Raw genomic sequence first — 16,149 nt, 5'->3', positions numbered from 1 at the left:
TGATAATTTGATTAGTACGTTTTCCTATACAATCCAGCAGCGGTATGGATTGTTAACGGTGATGTATGATTTGTGAAACAAAGACCTCTTAGGAGCTCTTTACTCTCCTCTAATCACCAAATTCATGATTTCCGTTTGATCAGAAAGTGTTGTCTTCTCTACTGCTTTTTTAACTGACTTAACATCTTCAGGGATGGTATTTTCAGTGATGTAGACCTTTTGAGGAATACGGATTATGCGTTCCACTACCAGCGTATCAATTTGCTTCACATGGATAGTATCATATACCATCACTTCAACTATTTGGGCTTCCGGAATTTCAACTTCCTTGGGCTTGCTGAAAATGAAAAAGAAGAATAACAATAGCGGTATCAACATGGCATAAGCTGGAATACGTGTTTGTAATAAAGAAAAAGGGTTAAATGACGACTTGGGTCTCATCTCATGCATCAGTGAACGCTTTACATCCCTGCCCACTTTCAACTTCTCATCCCTAAGCCCTACTATGCTCAATCTCAACTCCTCGTAATTTTCTTTCGAGAGTTCTTGATCCACTAAAGCTCGCTCGGATTTACTGAGCTCATCATAGCTCTTATTCTTTAGTAAAGATTCAATTTTTTCAAAATGCTCCATCTTAGTATTTGATTGAGGTTTTAATTTTTTCTTTCGTATAAAAAATGCGGGATTTAACAGTTCCAACTGATATCTCAAGCAAGTCCGCTATCTCCTGCACAGGAAGTTCTTGTTGATATCTCAAAAGAAAAATCATCTTTTTTTCTTCACCCATACCATCAAGAATTTCATGAATTTGATCCGTCAGGACTACTTCATCCATACTGAGATCATGACCTTCTTCGTACGATGACTCTTGTTGATACATTTCCCGGTAGGCGTTTTCAAAGTTTCGTTTTCGGTAGGCATTTTTACACATGTTGGAAGCGATACGAAACAGCCAGGGCTTCACAAGGTAGTCTTCATTATACTGTTCCGGTTTATTAATAAGCTTTGAAAATAAATCATGTACAAAATCTTCCGCCATTTGTCTATCCGCCCAAAGCATTCGATAAAAGAATGCACATAATCGGTCGGCATAGCGATTGTAAAGGATCGAAAAGGCTTGATGATCCTGGTGCTTTACCAGGACCATTAGCTCTTCATCAGATTTGTTTTTATGCTTAGTGAAGAACATTATTCTTCGATTATTTCCATAAATAAGCGGAATCCAACACCAAGATCTCTTCCCTCATATTTATTTACGCTAGTAACAGTACACTCCTCCGCTAGATGCCTCCAGCTCCCCCCCATGGCTACTCCCTCCTCGTTGGTCATCTCAGCCACATTTCCTACTACGTCATAGAGACCGAAGTTATTTGAAAAATAAGTGGCTACCGGAGAAGTGAAGGTATGGCCGTCTCCTTTGATCCCTGCCGCGCATGTAACCTCCTCAGGCACTTTCACATTTGCCAGGTAGCAATCCTTTTCATTCGTAATGCTATTGCGCATTTCCCACTCATAGTACCATGGATAGGATACTTTTTCCTTACTCATATCATAGATGTTCTTTTCATTAGTGACTCTGCTCCAAGCTTCAACCTTGTTTTCATCCAGTTCCCATGAGGTGAATTTTGGAAAACCAACTGCAGCCATTGTCCACTCATTTTTACTTGGCAATCTGAAACGCACCTTTTTGTATTTCCTTTTGGGGTGGGAATTGTATTGAACGGTGAGCCATTCACAGTAATCATTCGCTACTTCGAAAGAGATATCCATCACCGGATAATCAAAATAACTTCCCTCTGGGCGTTTCTTTTCCTCCACTTGGGCGTTTGTAGGGCTGTAGTGGTAGCTGCTTAATAATGCTCTAGTAACCTCATCATATTCAGAGAGGTCAATCAGTCCTTTTTCGTATAACTCCTCATATCCATTTGTTCGGAGGTACTCCATGTAGAACCAGAACTCCCGATTGCTCAGCTCAATTTCAGAAGCATAGATACCATCCTTTATCTTCATCATGTGCTTATCCAACGCTTTGATGTCAAAATCCACCACCTTAAAGGTAGGAGGAGACTTTTTAGCATTGAGGAGTAACTCCACCCTTGCTCTTATTTGAGATTTTTCTGCTAGTCCTAAGATTTGAGCTTTGAGTTCATTTGATTTTTCCTGATCGTCTAGTTGATCATAAAAATCTTTTAATAGCATTAACGGCACAATGTAATTTGATGACAGTACCCGTCCTGTTGCTGTTTGAGGCTCTCCGTTGAAGTCAATGGATAGGTAATCCAACAGAAACTTTTCTTCAACATTTTTTCTCAGAACCTCAAAGTGATCAAACGAATCAGAACCATAAGTTGAAGCAAGTCCTACTACATAGAGTCGGTTTTCTATTGCTGAAAGTTGTTCTCTTGGTAATGTAAGCGCATAATAAATGTCCCAATCATTAACCGTAAGTAAACTTCCGACTGATGCGTTGAGCCCCTTACTGTCCAGAATCGCTGCGAGGTAATCCTCTCTTTGACGGGCAAGTTCAAGGTTAATGACCGTTACGTCCTTGCGGACATTCATTACGTCTTGAAGTATCCATATCGGAATGGTGGTATGAAGCGCATCGGTGAGTAGGATGCCTCCTTCATTGACAGACATTAATAAATTATAGTTGTAATTGAGCGTGCTGGAGTGAATTAGGCCGGAGTTGAATAAGTCTTTTGACCATTTATGACGGTCTCCGCTTCGCTTAAGTTCGGAAAGGATAAGCTGGTCTTCAAGAGCGAAGTTATCCTCTGTATTCAGAGATATGGCTTTTTCCAGATTTACAATGCTTTCAGCATTCCACCTTGCTATCTTAAAGGCCAGGTAATGACTTAGGTAACTATTTGGAAATAGCTCGCTTACTTTGCTGTGAATTGAACGCAGCTTTTCATTGCTTTGATTGCTAAACTCTGCGGATCGAAAATAGTGAATCCATGCTAATTTGTCCGCGGGATTATCTTCTAGATACGCTTCCCAAGATTGCATGGTCTGATTATACCAACTTTTAGTTCGTAGCTCAGTTATTTTTAGAGGTACACAGGGAGGTTCGTTTGCCTCCGTTCTTAGTACTATGAAAACCAGAAAAAGTGTTAGGTATCTCTTCATATCAAGTGTATTTCGTTAATCAATTTATAACGCCATACACTTGAATAGCTTGGAGGTTCAGCTTACCCTCAATTTTTTTCTCATTATTTGCTCTTCATTGCCTTGTTGGCAATAAGATAAATCAAATAAACCCATGGTGCTCCATGGAGCAGAAGATCAAACCAATCCATCGGTTGCATACCGTCTGCACCTCCAAGCACCCATTTAATCTTTCCCCAAATGTGTGGCTCTGGAAAGTAGGGTGCTAGTCCTAAAGTAAGCACAAGAATAATTGGAATAGCCAATGATGATTTCTTATTCATCTATTCGGTTGTGTTGATTCCAGGCTCCAATACCTCCGGTGAGGTTATATAAACTTCCAAATCCCATACTAGCCATCATTGCGGATGCCTGTCCACTTCTGTTGCCACTTCGACAGTAAATAAGGTAGGCTTTTGACTTGTCTAACCCTTCAATTTTCTCCATAAACGATGGATCAAACATATTGATCATCACATGTCCAGGAATTTCTCCTTCCACCAATTCCTGTGGAGATCTTACATCTAAAACGACATGATCAGGTTTAGACATCAATCGTTTAAACTCCTGAACATCTATATTCTTAAAGCTCATTTTTTTAGTTCAAAGTTGGATGAATCATTCGAGCTTGAATGTAACAAATGTTACTATGCCACTTAATTAGAAAACCCCGATCACTTTCATGACCGGGGCATCTATCACCAACCAGCTATAAATCGTCACCACGATTTAAATTGTAGTGATACATACGAGCTTTTGATAGATGTTGGATTTCAGAATTGATAAACTTATTTAATCTCTCGAATTTGGCCCTCAGCTTTGAGTCGATTTCCAGCACTCGATACAGCTGCAATATTGAAGAATCCAGCAACTAGATTACTGTTATTTTCTGCTATTATGTTGGTAGAAACATTCGCGAGAGGAGTTGCGAATAGGGCTCCAAACCCACCTTCTCTTCCCGATTCAATAATCACCTGATTCAGGAAGAAGTAGGCCTCATTTGAGATGGAATGAATTTCCACATACACGGAATCTCCTTGCAGATACAAGGCAGTGTCACCCAAGGGTATAAATCGATCGTCATTGAGAGGAAGAGATTTTAGGTAGTCGGGGACTCGGTTGCTTGCAAATACTCCTTCTAATTCAAACAAGACGTTTTCCCCATCTATGATCCCATATTTGGAACTGTCTGCTTTATAGATCAGCGTATCACCATAAACCAACAGTGTATCCGGTAAGGAATATGGTGATAGAATTTCCTCGTCACGTGATTCATCAATTGGGCTTATCAAATCCCTGATAGGCTGGATAAATTGTACGCCATCATTATCTGCGTCAGGCGAAAACGCCGCATCATACGCGATATTGATCTCATCTATATTTCCAAGAAACTGTCCATTTTTCCATGCTTTGATCCAGTAAGTATCATCTTGTCCCTTCAGGTCTGTTGCGAAAACTTCCCCAAATATGAGATTATCAAAAAATGAATTCCCTTCCTCGAGGCGGAAGCTTATACTATCAACGGGAGGCACGTCATTCAGTGTTGTTCTTGAGGTGTAGATGTCTCCATTTAGTTCCACTCGCAATTCATATTGATTGCCAATAATGCCCAGTGTTGCTCCATTTCCACCTCTCCAGGTATATCTTTCTTCTTCCTCTTCGAATGAGTAGAGGGTGTTGCTATTAAGGTCTCTTACAGTCACGGAAGCACCCGGTACTTTGCTTGGAGTCTGCGAGTCAAAATAAGATTGGGATCGTGTGATATTAATGTGTTGTATAGAATCTGTGTTAGTCAGCCAGGCATCAATCACCAACACATTCAGTGAAGAATCAAGCGTAGGATCTACTTCTGTTTCACATGAGAAAAACACTCCACCAATTAACAGTATATATAAAAGTTTATGTCTCATTAGAATTTGAAATTGTATGTGATTGCTGGTAAAACAAAAAACAGAATGGATGTCTGAGAAGCAGTGGTCTGTATGCGTTCTGACGGCAGCACCAGGTTATTTAGGTTGTTGTATCCAACCCTTTGTTCGTCCTGAGTAAAGTTGATCGCAAAAGCATTTTTACGATTGTAGAGATTATACACGGAAAGCACCAGGCTGCTCGATCTCGGCTTGCCTTTCTTACTGACCCAATTGTAATTGATGGTGTAAGAAATATCCAAGCGGTGATAATCCGGTATCCGGACATTGTTTCTGCTTCCGTCATTGACCGGTATTATATATCCTGCCACCTGAATTCGATCGGTTGGATAGGTAGTAGGTGTTCCCGTGATATAGCTAAAGGTGGCAGACAAATTCTTGCGATCGTTCAATTGGTAGTTAGAAACCAACTTAAGATTGTGCGTTTGGTCGAATCGGGTCGGGTACCATCTTCCTTCATTAAATTCATTGTTTAGGCCTGTATTGATCCCATCAATTTTTAACTCAGACCTACTCAGTGTATAACTCAGCCATCCGGTCAATCGGCCCTTATTTTTCTTAATGTAAAGCTCTAACCCATAGGCTCTGCCAATTCCAGAAAGCACATCGGCTTCCAGCAGTTCGTTGATAAACAAGTCCGCCCCATCAATATAGTCTACCTGATTTCGGGTCCACTTAAAGTACGCCTCAACAGATGTCTCAAATTGATTGTTTTTAAAGTTTCTGAAGTATCCCAGCGCCACCTGATCTCCCTGTTGCGGTTGAATGTTATTCGTACTTGGCTGCCATACGTCGATCGGCGTAGCAGCCACTGTATTAGAAATCAAATGAATGTATTGATTCATTCGGTTGTAGCTAGCCTTGATTGAAGAAACATCATTCAGCTGATACCGAACTGAAAGTCGCGGCTCCAGGTTACCAAATTTTGCTATTGACGATCCGGACGATATGTTGGTTGTATCCCTAACCGGCTTCCTGATTCCAGCCAGAGTGTCTCCAAACGAATATCGCTCTCCTGGCCCCATGTGATTGAAATAAGAATATCTAAGCCCATATTCCACATTCCATTTATCTCCGATCTTTTGCTTATTGCTAACATAAATGCCTCCTTCAAGTGCTTTCTTCTTATCGAGCGTTAAGTCAATTGCTTCACCTGATGTAAATCCAATCGCATTGGCTGGGAAGAAGGTGTAATGCAGGATTTCTCCCCCAAAGGTGATCTCATTCTTTTGATCAGGAAAGTAGGTAAAATAGGGTTTGAAGTTTAGCGTGCGAATCTTCGAGCTCCAATCAAACTGATCATCATCTGTGTTGCCAAACTCAAAAGCGTAATCATAATTGCTGTAGAAGGCTGTGAAATTGCTAAAGAAACGATCATTGAACAGGTGGTTCCACCGAACAGAGGCCGTCTGGTTTCCCCAATTAAAACCCTGTAATTCATCGAACTTGAAGACATCCCTGCCAAAATACCCTGAAGCATAAATGCGGTTTTTTGAGTCGATGTTGTAGTTGGCCTTTGCTGTAAGGTCATAGAAATACAATCCGGCTCCATCGTCCAGCACATCCGTAAATAATTTGATTGGCACATCAGCATAAGACCTCCGGCCCGCTAAAATGAATGATGCTTTATCTTTTTTAATAGGACCTTCGAGTGTCAGTCGGCTAAATACCGTTCCAATGCCTCCTGAAATATCAAATTCTTTAATATTTCCCTCTTTCATGCGGATGTCCAGAATAGAAGATAGCCGGCCCCCATAGTTTGCTGGAATTCCGCCCTTGTAAAGCTTAATGTCTTTCACCGCATCCGGATTAAATACTGAGAAAAACCCAAACAGGTGTGAGCTTTGGTAAACCGGAGCTTCATCCAGAAGCACCAGATTTTGACCAACGGATCCTCCACGAACATTAAAGCCTGAGGCTCCCTCACCAACCGTACTAACCCCTGGTAGTAGTTGAATACTTTTCAGTATATCTAACTCTCCTGCAAAAACCGGAATTTTACTGATGGTCTTAATGTCAAGTTCTGCAACGCTCATCTCTGTGCTGGTCACATTTTCATCTTCCGGCTCAGCGGTGACCACTACCTCCTCAAGCTGGGTTTGCTCCTCGGCAAGCTCCACATCGATTCGTGTATTTTCAGAGAGAGAGACTTGCTTCTTCTGAGTGATGAATCCCAGGTATCGATATGTGACGGTGTAATTACCCGGTGGGAGTGTGATTGCATAAAAACCATAAACATTGGTGATGTTCCCGGTACCAAGCTCTTCGATTAATACCGTCGCACCTATAAGTGCTTCCCCATTAGCCGCATCTTTAACATACCCATTGATGGTATACTTTTCCTGTGCTGTCAGAAAAAATGGAATGACAGCTAAAAACAGCAGTAAATTTTTCAAAATGGTGATCTTCTTTTAAGTGATTGACCTCTCGAAAGACGCACCAACCTTAAAATAGTTTCGTCTAAACTTCTTAATAACAACTCCTTAATGAAGAAAGATGGCAAATGGTTGCACCGACCGCCTAAATGGCTGCTAAAGCTTTATCATAATTAGGTTCTTGACCAACCTCCGGTACAAGCTCAGTGTATTTCACTTTGCCCTCCTCATCAATCACGACCACAGCACGGGCATTGAGGCCTTTAAATGCTCCATCGGTAATTTCAACCCCGTAGTTTTTTCCAAAATCTCCACCATCACGGAAGTTGGTAAGATTGTCCAGGTTGTCAATGCCCTCCGCATCGCAATACCTTTTCAAAGCAAAAGGCAAATCTTTAGAAACACATACAATGCGTGTGTTACCAAGCTTGGATGCTTCCTGATTAAACTTTTTGGTAGACATGGCACAAACACCTGTGTCAATGCTGGGGTAGATGTTTAAAATGACGTTCTGACCGTGATAACTTGCCAACGTTTTTTCCTGCATGTCTTTACTTACTAATGTAAAGTCTGGTGCCTGGCTTCCGATATCAGGGAGATCGCCAATGGTATTTGTTTCATTTCCGCCTAGTGTGATTTTAGCCATAACTGTAGGTTTTAAAAGGTGTAATTAAATAGTCTAAAGGAATATCCCATTCTTCTCTTTGTAGAATCTCATCTACCGGAGGAGATAAAGATAACCCCACTTTCAGTGCTTTTGTTTCTTTGAGAAGCCGATCGTAGTAGCCGCCCCCATAACCAATTCGATATCCAACCTTATCGCTTACCAGTAGAGGTACCAGTATAAGATCCAGATCTTCAATGGTAGCCTCTTCAGCATTGGAAGGCTCAGGAATACCCATTTTATTTTCAACAAGCTCAGTCTGAGCATTGAGATAATAGTGACGCATTTGCTTGAACATAAAGTCCGTTTTGGAAACCACTAGCTCAATATTCTCTAACCACCATTTTTTGAATAGTTGCTTGACATCAGGTTCATTGTTCTTCTGAATAGATAAAAATGTATGTATTTTTTTAAGATTCCTCTTCGTAATAAAGCCTGCCAATGACTCGCACAACTGTTCGTTTCTTTGCTCATACAGTACACCTCCCATCAGCATTCGATACTGCAATATGATTTTCCGAAAAGTAGATTTGGTAATCATCACTAACCAGGTAATTCTTCACAATTGATCCCTTTCGATCGCAAAAGTTTAATCATCTCCGCTTCCTGTGAATCCACTTTCGTTTCCACTTTGAGCACTTTATCTACATCATCCAGATCTATTGACCAGCGGGTGATGTCATGGTTTTGCTGCAAGACAGGCTTCACTTTGTTCAGCTGCCTTTTTGTCCTAATGTCCGTTTTTAAAATGAATAATTTCATAGCGATTCTATTTTTTATTTGGATCGAATGAGAATACCTCCTCCAGTGGCCTGTCAAATACATGAGCGATTTTGAAGGCCAGCTCCAGCGACGGAGAATACTTCCCTTTTTCAATAGCCACGATGGTTTGTCTGGTGACTTTTACTTCTTCAGCAAGTTGCTGCTGGGTCATCTCCTCTTTCTCGAATCGAAGCTTCCGAATGTTGTTCTGAATACCGTGTGTGCTCATATCAAACCCCTTTTCTGTGGTAGTAGAATCGGGACAGGTTGTCAAAAATTTCCGATCCAATTCCCGCGAGGATTAAAGCTACGAACATAAACTTAGGTGGGTAACCAAAAGCGAGAACCAGCAATGCCGTAACGAAACCCATACCAAAGATGAAATAAGAATTCCTGGTTGATTTCAATTCAATCAATTTGTCTCGTTCATCCTCAAATCCAGCCGTTTTCTCTTTCGTAAGGATATAATTGATTATCGCAAAGGCAATCAATACCACAATTTTAGTAACGATGGAAATCGGGATGGCGATGAGAATGGCTTTTGACCAAAACTGAAGCTGCTCATCAGTGTTCATTATTTGGGCGTCAAAACGCTCAAACACGGACCAGTAATAAATGCCCAATACCACTATGGTACTCAGCATACTTACAATACTTTTTCTTTCGTAGTAATCCATTTTTGAGTATAGTGTATGATAATTTTTACTAATTGTATAGTATTACGGACACTAAGTTAAAAATGTTTTACTAAATGTAAAATATATTTTACATCATTCGTATCTCAGGCTCTTGACAGGATTCTGTGCAGCTATCATGCGTACCTGCCATAGGATGGCCATCAGAGCGAGTAAACAAACCAAAAGACCTGCTAGTACGAATATCCACCAACCTATATTCAACCGATAAGCAAATTGTTCGATCCATCGATTAGTAACATGCCAGGCAAAAGGAACAGCTATCAGAAAAGCGACTAGTATCGTTCTAAGTAGAGAAAATGACATTAATCTGAAAATATTCATGTTCGTGGCTCCATTTACCTTGCGAATACCAAACTCTTTACTTCTTCGTCTTGATTCGTACACCGAGAAAGTAAAAAGAGATAGGGAGGACAAAAGAAGAGCCACAGCTGTTAAGACTACATAAACCTTTCCCAGAGCCTTTTCCTTTTCATACTGCATAGTAATTTGGTGATCAAGCAGATCATAATCGAATGCCTTATTAGGGTTGACCTCTTTAAACACTTTTTCCAGGAAGGAAATACCGGCCTGTTGTTCTCCATCTTTAAACCGCACCAGAAAATTCTCATCCGGATATTTTACATTCTGTAGCACTAACGGCTCAATTTTTTTGGAAAGGTGTTCAAAATGATAATCCTCAATAACTCCAATTATCTCAAACTTAGATTCTGTTCTTCCACTGGTGTTACTCATTAGCATTGTGGTATTGATATCATCAATGTCCCATAATCTTTTAGCTGATTCATTAATGACAACCTTGTGATCCCCTGGCTTGTCAATTGAATCTGAAAAGAACCTTCCTTCTTTTAGCCTTATGCCCAACACATTCAAGTAGTCCGGACCTGCAACCATAACTTTCCGACTTTCATATTGCTCGCCTTGACCAGCTTTCTTCCAGGAAGACAAAAATGACCCGGAATTGACAGGCAAATCACCTTGAGCACTGGCGACAATCCTGGGATTAGTTTCTAACTGATTTTTGACAAACTCATAGCTTTTGACTTGGTCTTGATTGTTGGAAATCTCGAAAAAATTGACGCTAACAATATCCTGATGGGTGTAGCCTGTTTCTCTATTGGCCATAAACCTGTATTGCATAAAAACCACCGCTGTACATATCAATAGTACAACTGATACTGCGTATTGAACAACAGTGATACTTCTTTGCATTCTGGGAATTCGAAACAAATCACCAGATCTGAAGACTGTTTCTTTGAGTTTCAACCCATAAATCTGTATGGCTGAGAGGAGTACTGAAACTCCAACGATCATTCCTGTGACTAACGTGATGCTGATTGCGCTAAAAAAGAACTGAGAATTAATTTCAAGATTAAATACGATCTGATAGAAAGGAAAGAGTAGCTGATAAGCAAGGATCGTAAGCCCACTCGCCAAAAGCAGAAAAACTGACCGCTGGATAATTATTTCGGCACACAGGGTTCGTTTTGATCCTCCAATCATTTGCTTAATTCCCAACTTTTCTGCTCCAGAAAGTAGGTGGGTCGATTGCAGATTATTAAAGCCAAGAAATGTGATCAAAATAATTATTGACGCAATAAAAATCATTGTATTAACTATATTCCTATCGCCCATTTTTCCAAACAAGGCAACATCCAGTGGTTGATCGAAATATTGGCTGGAGATTGGTATAAAACTTATTATGCTCTCCGGAAATCTTGGATTGGTTTCCCTTCCTGCTGTCTTTACCTTCTCATTAAAAGCCTCATGATCAAACGTTTCATCTACTAAAATAAGATCCATGGGAATCCGCCTCCAAAAGCGTTGGGAATGGGTAGGAATAATAAAATCAAAATCGATTGAGCTGTTGGAAGGGATATTTTCTGTAACAGCAGCTACCGTGTACAACCCCTCTCTATCACAACTCACCTGAACTGTTTTGCCGATGGGGTTGACTTCTCCAAATACCCGATTAGCAAAATTTCCAGATAGGACAATATGGGATGGATCATGAAGAAGTCCATCTTGATCACCAAGCATGATCTGAAAATCAAAAAACTCGAAGAATGAACTATCAGCAACAAGTCCTTTGCCTCCAAACTCACGTTGTTCACTTGATAGTTTTATCTCATCTTTCTCATATATATGGATAAGTAGTTTTTTTTCAACCTCCGGGTATTGATTATAATCTAGTCTGAATAATTTATGAGGGCTAAGTGGAGCAACATCTGCCTGGGGATCGGATTGTATCGCACCCATATAAATCCGATCAAACTTAGAGTGAAAAGCATCCATCCTGAGTTCATTCGCAACCCAGCTGAATATCAGCTGAAAACTTAGGGTTCCTAACACAAGAGTGATCAAACTTGGAATAACAATTACTCTGTTTTTGAAAAGTGCTCTTAAGGCGGTTATTAGATATAGTTTGATCATACCGAAATAATTGAGTTTTTGAGTTCCAGAAATATTTTTGATGAGGATAGGCCTTACCAAATGCAACGCTTGGCACACATAAATCATAGATCGCTTCCAGGAAGAATGATCTTTTAGTTCCTCATAGAATTCATCCATGTCTCCCAGAATCTCTTCTTGCAGATGACCTTTTACAAGCGATTTGACAAGTTTGTCTGCTAGTCTTTTTATCATTTCAAATATGATTTAGTGGAAAGTTCAGGAATTTGTTGCCATAGATTCACCTTCACATCCCGGCTCTGCTGTAGGGCTTTCTTACCTGCTGCCGTGATGGTAAACATACGTTTTCTCCTACCCCCTCGAACATCAGAGGCTCCTCCCATTTCAGACTTTACCAACCCTTTACTTTCCAGTCTGTTGACAGTGCCATGAACTGCACCAATGGTCACATTTCTTTTGGCTTCCTCCTTTAACGCCTTTCTGATGGCCAGCCCGTAGGCGTCCTCCTTAAGCATGACAATGAGCAGAAGGATGAGTTCTTCTAACTCGCCAAGATGATCTTTCGACATGATATATTCTATTTAATAGAACAAATATACGTCCGAATTTATAATTAGTTATACTAAATAGAATAAATAAAATATTATCATGATTTACACTTCGAAATAGATGTAATTCAAATTCATCGCTTTCAAATTATTTAGTCTTCATTTGTGAAACAAATAAATTTTCTATACGTTTGGTCTTCATAAATGAAACAAATAAGCGTGCCGCTTTACCCATTCATTTGAGTAGTGGGAAAACTTTGACTAAAGCTTTGAAAACAATTAATTGACTCTTAGCTAAATGCTTAAAATTATGAAAGGAACAAACCTCGGAGAATTTCAAGAAATCGTTTTGCTATCAGTCCTTATTCTGGATGATCAGGCATACGGCCTAAAAATTCAAAAAGAAATTAGCCAGCGATTAAAACGGCATCTAAGTCGGGGAGCGCTACATGCTGCCCTTACCAGATTGGAAGAAAAGGGATTTCTAGAATCACATGTAGGCGGTGCTACCGCTGAGCGTGGGGGGCGTAGAAAAAGATACTACACACTTACACCAAGTGGTAAAGAATCTTTGAGACAGGCAAAAGAGCTACGAGAAGAAATGTGGAGTATGGTAACAAAATTTAGCTTGGAATGAAAAAGCCGCAACTACCCAAAGGATATAATAAACTTTTTGAGTGGTTCTGCGATCCGGAATTGTTTGAGGAGTTGCAAGGAGATCTAGAAGAGGCCTTCCATGAGAATGTTCAGGAAATCGGGTATAAAAAAGCCAGATCCAGATACCGCAAGGAAGTGCTACGTATGATTCGGCCTTCGGTAATAAAAAACTTCAATCTCAAACTAGCAACGTCTATGAGCCTACCACGAAACTATCTTAAAACCTCGTTGAGAGCCATTAAGCTTCACCCATTCTATGTTTTCGCTAATGTATTGGGATTAGCCCTTGCACTATCTATCTGTACGATTGGCTACTTCAATTATCGATACAATGAGACGTTCAATACCCACTTCAAAGAAGCACCTCTTCTTTACAAAGTACATGGTGAACGATTGGATAAAAATGCACTTGGTATGTCTCCAATTGCGCTTGCACCTGCCTTACAAGCATATGATATCCCAGCATTTCGTTATGCAGTGCAGAGCTTGTCAGTAAAAGAAGGAAAGCGTTTATTCAGTTCACGAATCGCTTTCTCAGATCCTGAATTTTTTAAGTTTTTCCCATTGTCTGGCTTAGATGACCAACCGATAAAATCACCGACAGGCAATGAAATAATAATCTCTGAGCGCATGGCACTGAAGCTATTCAATGAAGTCTATCCCATTGGTCGCCTTGTGAAAATTGTATTTCCTAACCAAAAGGAAAAGTCATTCATCATCTCAGATGTTTTTGAAATACCCCCCACCAATACCAGCTTTTCGCAATCAGCTTTTCTTCCTATGGAACAGTATATCACTGTTTTTGACCTCAATGAAAATGACTGGACCAAAGAAATAGATGCAACTTTTGTATATGCTCAACAATCCGATCTTGGTCGCATACAAGATCAGCTAAGTACATTATTAGCCATACGGAATGAAAAAAATTCTTCTACAGAAGTATCTAAATTTAGATTAGACAACATTCTAGAATGGCCAAAAATAGAGCCGTATCTGCATAAGGGAGATTTTGTACATCATCTTCACCCATCTTCTGTAGCCGGGATCGCCGGTGCAGCTATTTCGATTTTACTTCTGGCATGTTTCAATTTCATTAACACCAGTATTGCCCTATCCGGAAAACGCCTCAAGGAAATAGCGGTAAGAAAAATTATGGGCGGAAATCGTAAGAGCACCATTTCTCAATTCATGATCGAAAATACATTCATGATCTCAATGGCCGTTGTGCTCTCATTTGGACTGTCATACTTGCTCATTCCAGGTTATAATGCACTGTTTGAACGAGAGTTAATACAACTGGAGAATGTCCCTACCTCAACGATCTTGCAATTTTCAATCGTACTTATCTTGCTGGTCACCTTGCTTTCTGCAGCTTATCCATCTCTCCATGTTTCAAAGTTCTCCCCACTTTTAATTTTCAGAAACAAGGTGGTTTTATCTGGCAAAAACAGAATGATGGCCATTTTGCTCACCTTTCAGTTTGCGCTCTGCTTTTATAACATTTTCGGAGTTTTACTCAATGTGGATAATTCGTACTACCAAAACTCACTTGATCGAGGCTATGATGTCGACAAGGTGGTCAATATTCCCCTGTACCGGCCAGAGCAGCACCAAATACTCGCAGATTTCCTCTCGCAAAACCCTAACATCAGCATGGTTGCTGGTACATCTAATCTTGTCGGATTCTCCAATGAATCCAAGACGATAAGTTATGAAGGAATGAATCATCAGGTTGCTGTTATCGAGGGAGGTGTGAATTATCCTCAAACATTAGGTCTTAGGTTAAATAAAGGGTTGCTATTCAAAGAACTGGGCCAGAACAGTGACAAGGTCATCATTAATTCCATGCTGGAGAAACAATTGGGTAATCAGGTGCTCAATAAATCGATTACCATTCAAGGTGTTAAGTACTCGATAATTGGTGTAGTTGATGATTTCAATCTAAGAAACATCATGATGGACAATAAGATCACTCCGGCATTGATTAGATATGCCCCTGAGAAAATTTACCGGTATTCTTCTGTCCGGATGGTAGGAGATCCCCACACTATTCATTCCGAGGTGGAAAAGGTTTGGTACGAGGCATTCCCTCAAGAGCTCTATCTGGGCTTTTTGCAAAGTGATGTACTTGAAAGTGTTAGAGGGACCAATTCTATAATGATTAAAATCAACGTTATCATGGCTCTAATTACCATTCTTATTTCTATTCTGGGGCTCTATACCCTCATTTCATTGAAAGCCCAACGAAGTAGCAAAGAATTTGGGGTAAGGAAAGTGCTGGGTGCTTCCAGAAGTGTGATTGTTCACTTATTAGGAAAGGACCTCTATTGGATGGTGGGAATTGCAGCCATCGTTGGGTTAACCGCAAGTACGATTATTCTAAATACCGTTTTCGACATCATCTATGCTTATCATATCGATCCGACCATGGATCATTTTATTAAAACTGTTGTCATCGTATTGATAATTGTGGTTTTGACTGTAGGTGGTAAGGTTTATCAAACAAGCAAAATCAATCCTGCCAAACAATTAAGATCAGAATGATGAAAGCATTAATTACCGTACTTCTGATTGCATTGGGTTACACGGCAATCGGCCAAAATGATTTGATGGTCAAAATTGAAGGCATTGAAAAGATCAAAGGACAACTGGAAATATGTGTCTATGAAGCGGGCAATGGTTTCATGAACAGTTCCAAGGCTCTGGAATGCGTCTGGATAAAAGTCAATTCAAAACAGGCCTCTTATATCTTTAAAGATTTGAAGCCCGGCAAATATGCCGTGATTGTCATCCAGGATCTTAACAATAACAAATCCCTGGACACTAATTTCTTTCGCATCCCAAATGAGCCTTACGGATTCTCAACCAATCCATCCACCACTTTCGGGCCTCCAGATTTTGATGGGGCAAGCTTTACCATTAAAAATGATTTGGAGATTAGCATTGAGTTGAAGTGAT

At 40.2% G+C, this 16,149-nt stretch carries 17 protein-coding genes; 3 read left to right on the top strand and 14 right to left on the bottom strand.

Annotated elements, in window-relative coordinates:
* Window positions 1–99: 99 nt before the first annotated feature.
* The 14 genes from ACXAH9_RS11005 to ACXAH9_RS10940 all read right to left on the bottom strand — a co-directional run bounded on the left by ACXAH9_RS11005 (window position 100) and on the right by ACXAH9_RS10940 (window position 12,555).
* Entirely contained in the window at window positions 100–633 is a 534-nt protein-coding gene (locus ACXAH9_RS11005; RefSeq protein ID WP_474894909.1) for a hypothetical protein, read from the bottom strand.
* 1 nt (window position 634) lies between these two features.
* A complete protein-coding gene (locus ACXAH9_RS11000; protein WP_474894908.1) occupies window positions 635–1,189 on the bottom strand; it encodes an RNA polymerase sigma factor in 555 nt (184 codons plus the stop codon).
* The gene (locus ACXAH9_RS10995) at window positions 1,189–3,132 is read right to left on the bottom strand and encodes a formylglycine-generating enzyme family protein (RefSeq protein ID WP_474894907.1); all 1,944 of its coding nucleotides are present in this window, start codon (window positions 3,130–3,132) and stop codon (window positions 1,189–1,191) included. The genes ACXAH9_RS11000 and ACXAH9_RS10995 overlap by 1 nt, the downstream gene beginning before the upstream one ends.
* An 83-nt stretch (window positions 3,133–3,215) precedes the next feature.
* On the bottom strand, window positions 3,216–3,434 hold the full coding sequence (locus tag ACXAH9_RS10990; RefSeq protein WP_474894906.1) for a hypothetical protein: 219 nt from the start codon (window positions 3,432–3,434) through the stop codon (window positions 3,216–3,218).
* Window positions 3,427–3,744: a rhodanese-like domain-containing protein gene (locus ACXAH9_RS10985; protein ID WP_474894905.1), complete on the bottom strand. Its 318-nt coding sequence runs from the start codon at window positions 3,742–3,744 to the stop codon at window positions 3,427–3,429. The genes ACXAH9_RS10990 and ACXAH9_RS10985 overlap by 8 nt, the downstream gene beginning before the upstream one ends.
* Window positions 3,745–3,938: 194 nt before the next feature.
* Window positions 3,939–5,060 carry a DUF4249 family protein gene (locus ACXAH9_RS10980; RefSeq protein ID WP_474894904.1) on the bottom strand — a complete coding sequence of 374 codons (1,122 nt, stop codon included), beginning with the start codon at window positions 5,058–5,060 and terminating at the stop codon, window positions 3,939–3,941.
* A complete protein-coding gene (locus tag ACXAH9_RS10975; RefSeq protein ID WP_474894903.1) occupies window positions 5,060–7,474 on the bottom strand; it encodes a TonB-dependent receptor in 2,415 nt (804 codons plus the stop codon). Before ACXAH9_RS10975 ends, ACXAH9_RS10980 begins: the two co-directional genes overlap by 1 nt.
* Before the next feature lie 124 nt (window positions 7,475–7,598).
* On the bottom strand, window positions 7,599–8,099 hold the full coding sequence (gene tpx, locus ACXAH9_RS10970; protein WP_474894902.1) for a thiol peroxidase: 501 nt from the start codon (window positions 8,097–8,099) through the stop codon (window positions 7,599–7,601).
* Entirely contained in the window at window positions 8,092–8,658 is a 567-nt protein-coding gene (locus ACXAH9_RS10965) for a 5-formyltetrahydrofolate cyclo-ligase (protein WP_474894901.1), read from the bottom strand. Before ACXAH9_RS10965 ends, tpx begins: the two co-directional genes overlap by 8 nt.
* A 2-nt stretch (window positions 8,659–8,660) precedes the next feature.
* The gene (locus tag ACXAH9_RS10960) at window positions 8,661–8,879 is read right to left on the bottom strand and encodes a hypothetical protein (RefSeq protein WP_474894900.1); all 219 of its coding nucleotides are present in this window, start codon (window positions 8,877–8,879) and stop codon (window positions 8,661–8,663) included.
* A 7-nt stretch (window positions 8,880–8,886) separates the two neighbouring features.
* Window positions 8,887–9,108, bottom strand: a complete 222-nt coding sequence (locus ACXAH9_RS10955) for a helix-turn-helix transcriptional regulator (protein ID WP_474894899.1) — start codon at window positions 9,106–9,108, stop codon at window positions 8,887–8,889.
* Window position 9,109: 1 nt separating this feature from the next.
* Window positions 9,110–9,556, bottom strand: coding sequence for a hypothetical protein (locus ACXAH9_RS10950; RefSeq protein WP_474894898.1), 447 nt, complete (start codon window positions 9,554–9,556; stop codon window positions 9,110–9,112).
* 93 nt (window positions 9,557–9,649) lie between these two features.
* Window positions 9,650–12,220, bottom strand: a complete 2,571-nt coding sequence (locus ACXAH9_RS10945) for an ABC transporter permease (protein WP_474894897.1) — start codon at window positions 12,218–12,220, stop codon at window positions 9,650–9,652.
* Window positions 12,217–12,555: a PadR family transcriptional regulator gene (locus tag ACXAH9_RS10940; protein ID WP_474894896.1), complete on the bottom strand. Its 339-nt coding sequence runs from the start codon at window positions 12,553–12,555 to the stop codon at window positions 12,217–12,219. The genes ACXAH9_RS10945 and ACXAH9_RS10940 overlap by 4 nt, the downstream gene beginning before the upstream one ends.
* A 289-nt stretch (window positions 12,556–12,844) precedes the next feature.
* Between ACXAH9_RS10940 and ACXAH9_RS10935 the strand changes: the two genes are divergently transcribed.
* The 3 genes from ACXAH9_RS10935 to ACXAH9_RS10925 are packed head-to-tail and all read left to right on the top strand — an operon-like array spanning window position 12,845 to window position 16,148.
* Window positions 12,845–13,171 carry a PadR family transcriptional regulator gene (locus ACXAH9_RS10935; protein ID WP_474894895.1) on the top strand — a complete coding sequence of 109 codons (327 nt, stop codon included), beginning with the start codon at window positions 12,845–12,847 and terminating at the stop codon, window positions 13,169–13,171.
* Window positions 13,168–15,735, top strand: coding sequence for an FtsX-like permease family protein (locus tag ACXAH9_RS10930; RefSeq protein WP_474894894.1), 2,568 nt, complete (start codon window positions 13,168–13,170; stop codon window positions 15,733–15,735). Before ACXAH9_RS10935 ends, ACXAH9_RS10930 begins: the two co-directional genes overlap by 4 nt.
* Window positions 15,732–16,148 carry a DUF2141 domain-containing protein gene (locus ACXAH9_RS10925; protein WP_474894893.1) on the top strand — a complete coding sequence of 139 codons (417 nt, stop codon included), beginning with the start codon at window positions 15,732–15,734 and terminating at the stop codon, window positions 16,146–16,148. The genes ACXAH9_RS10930 and ACXAH9_RS10925 overlap by 4 nt, the downstream gene beginning before the upstream one ends.
* Window position 16,149 lies beyond the last annotated feature (1 nt).

Source organism: Ekhidna sp. ABH4_415 (genome assembly GCF_056161305.1).
Note: the sequence above shows the minus strand (reverse complement) of the source record. Positions and strands in the feature narration are given on the sequence as shown.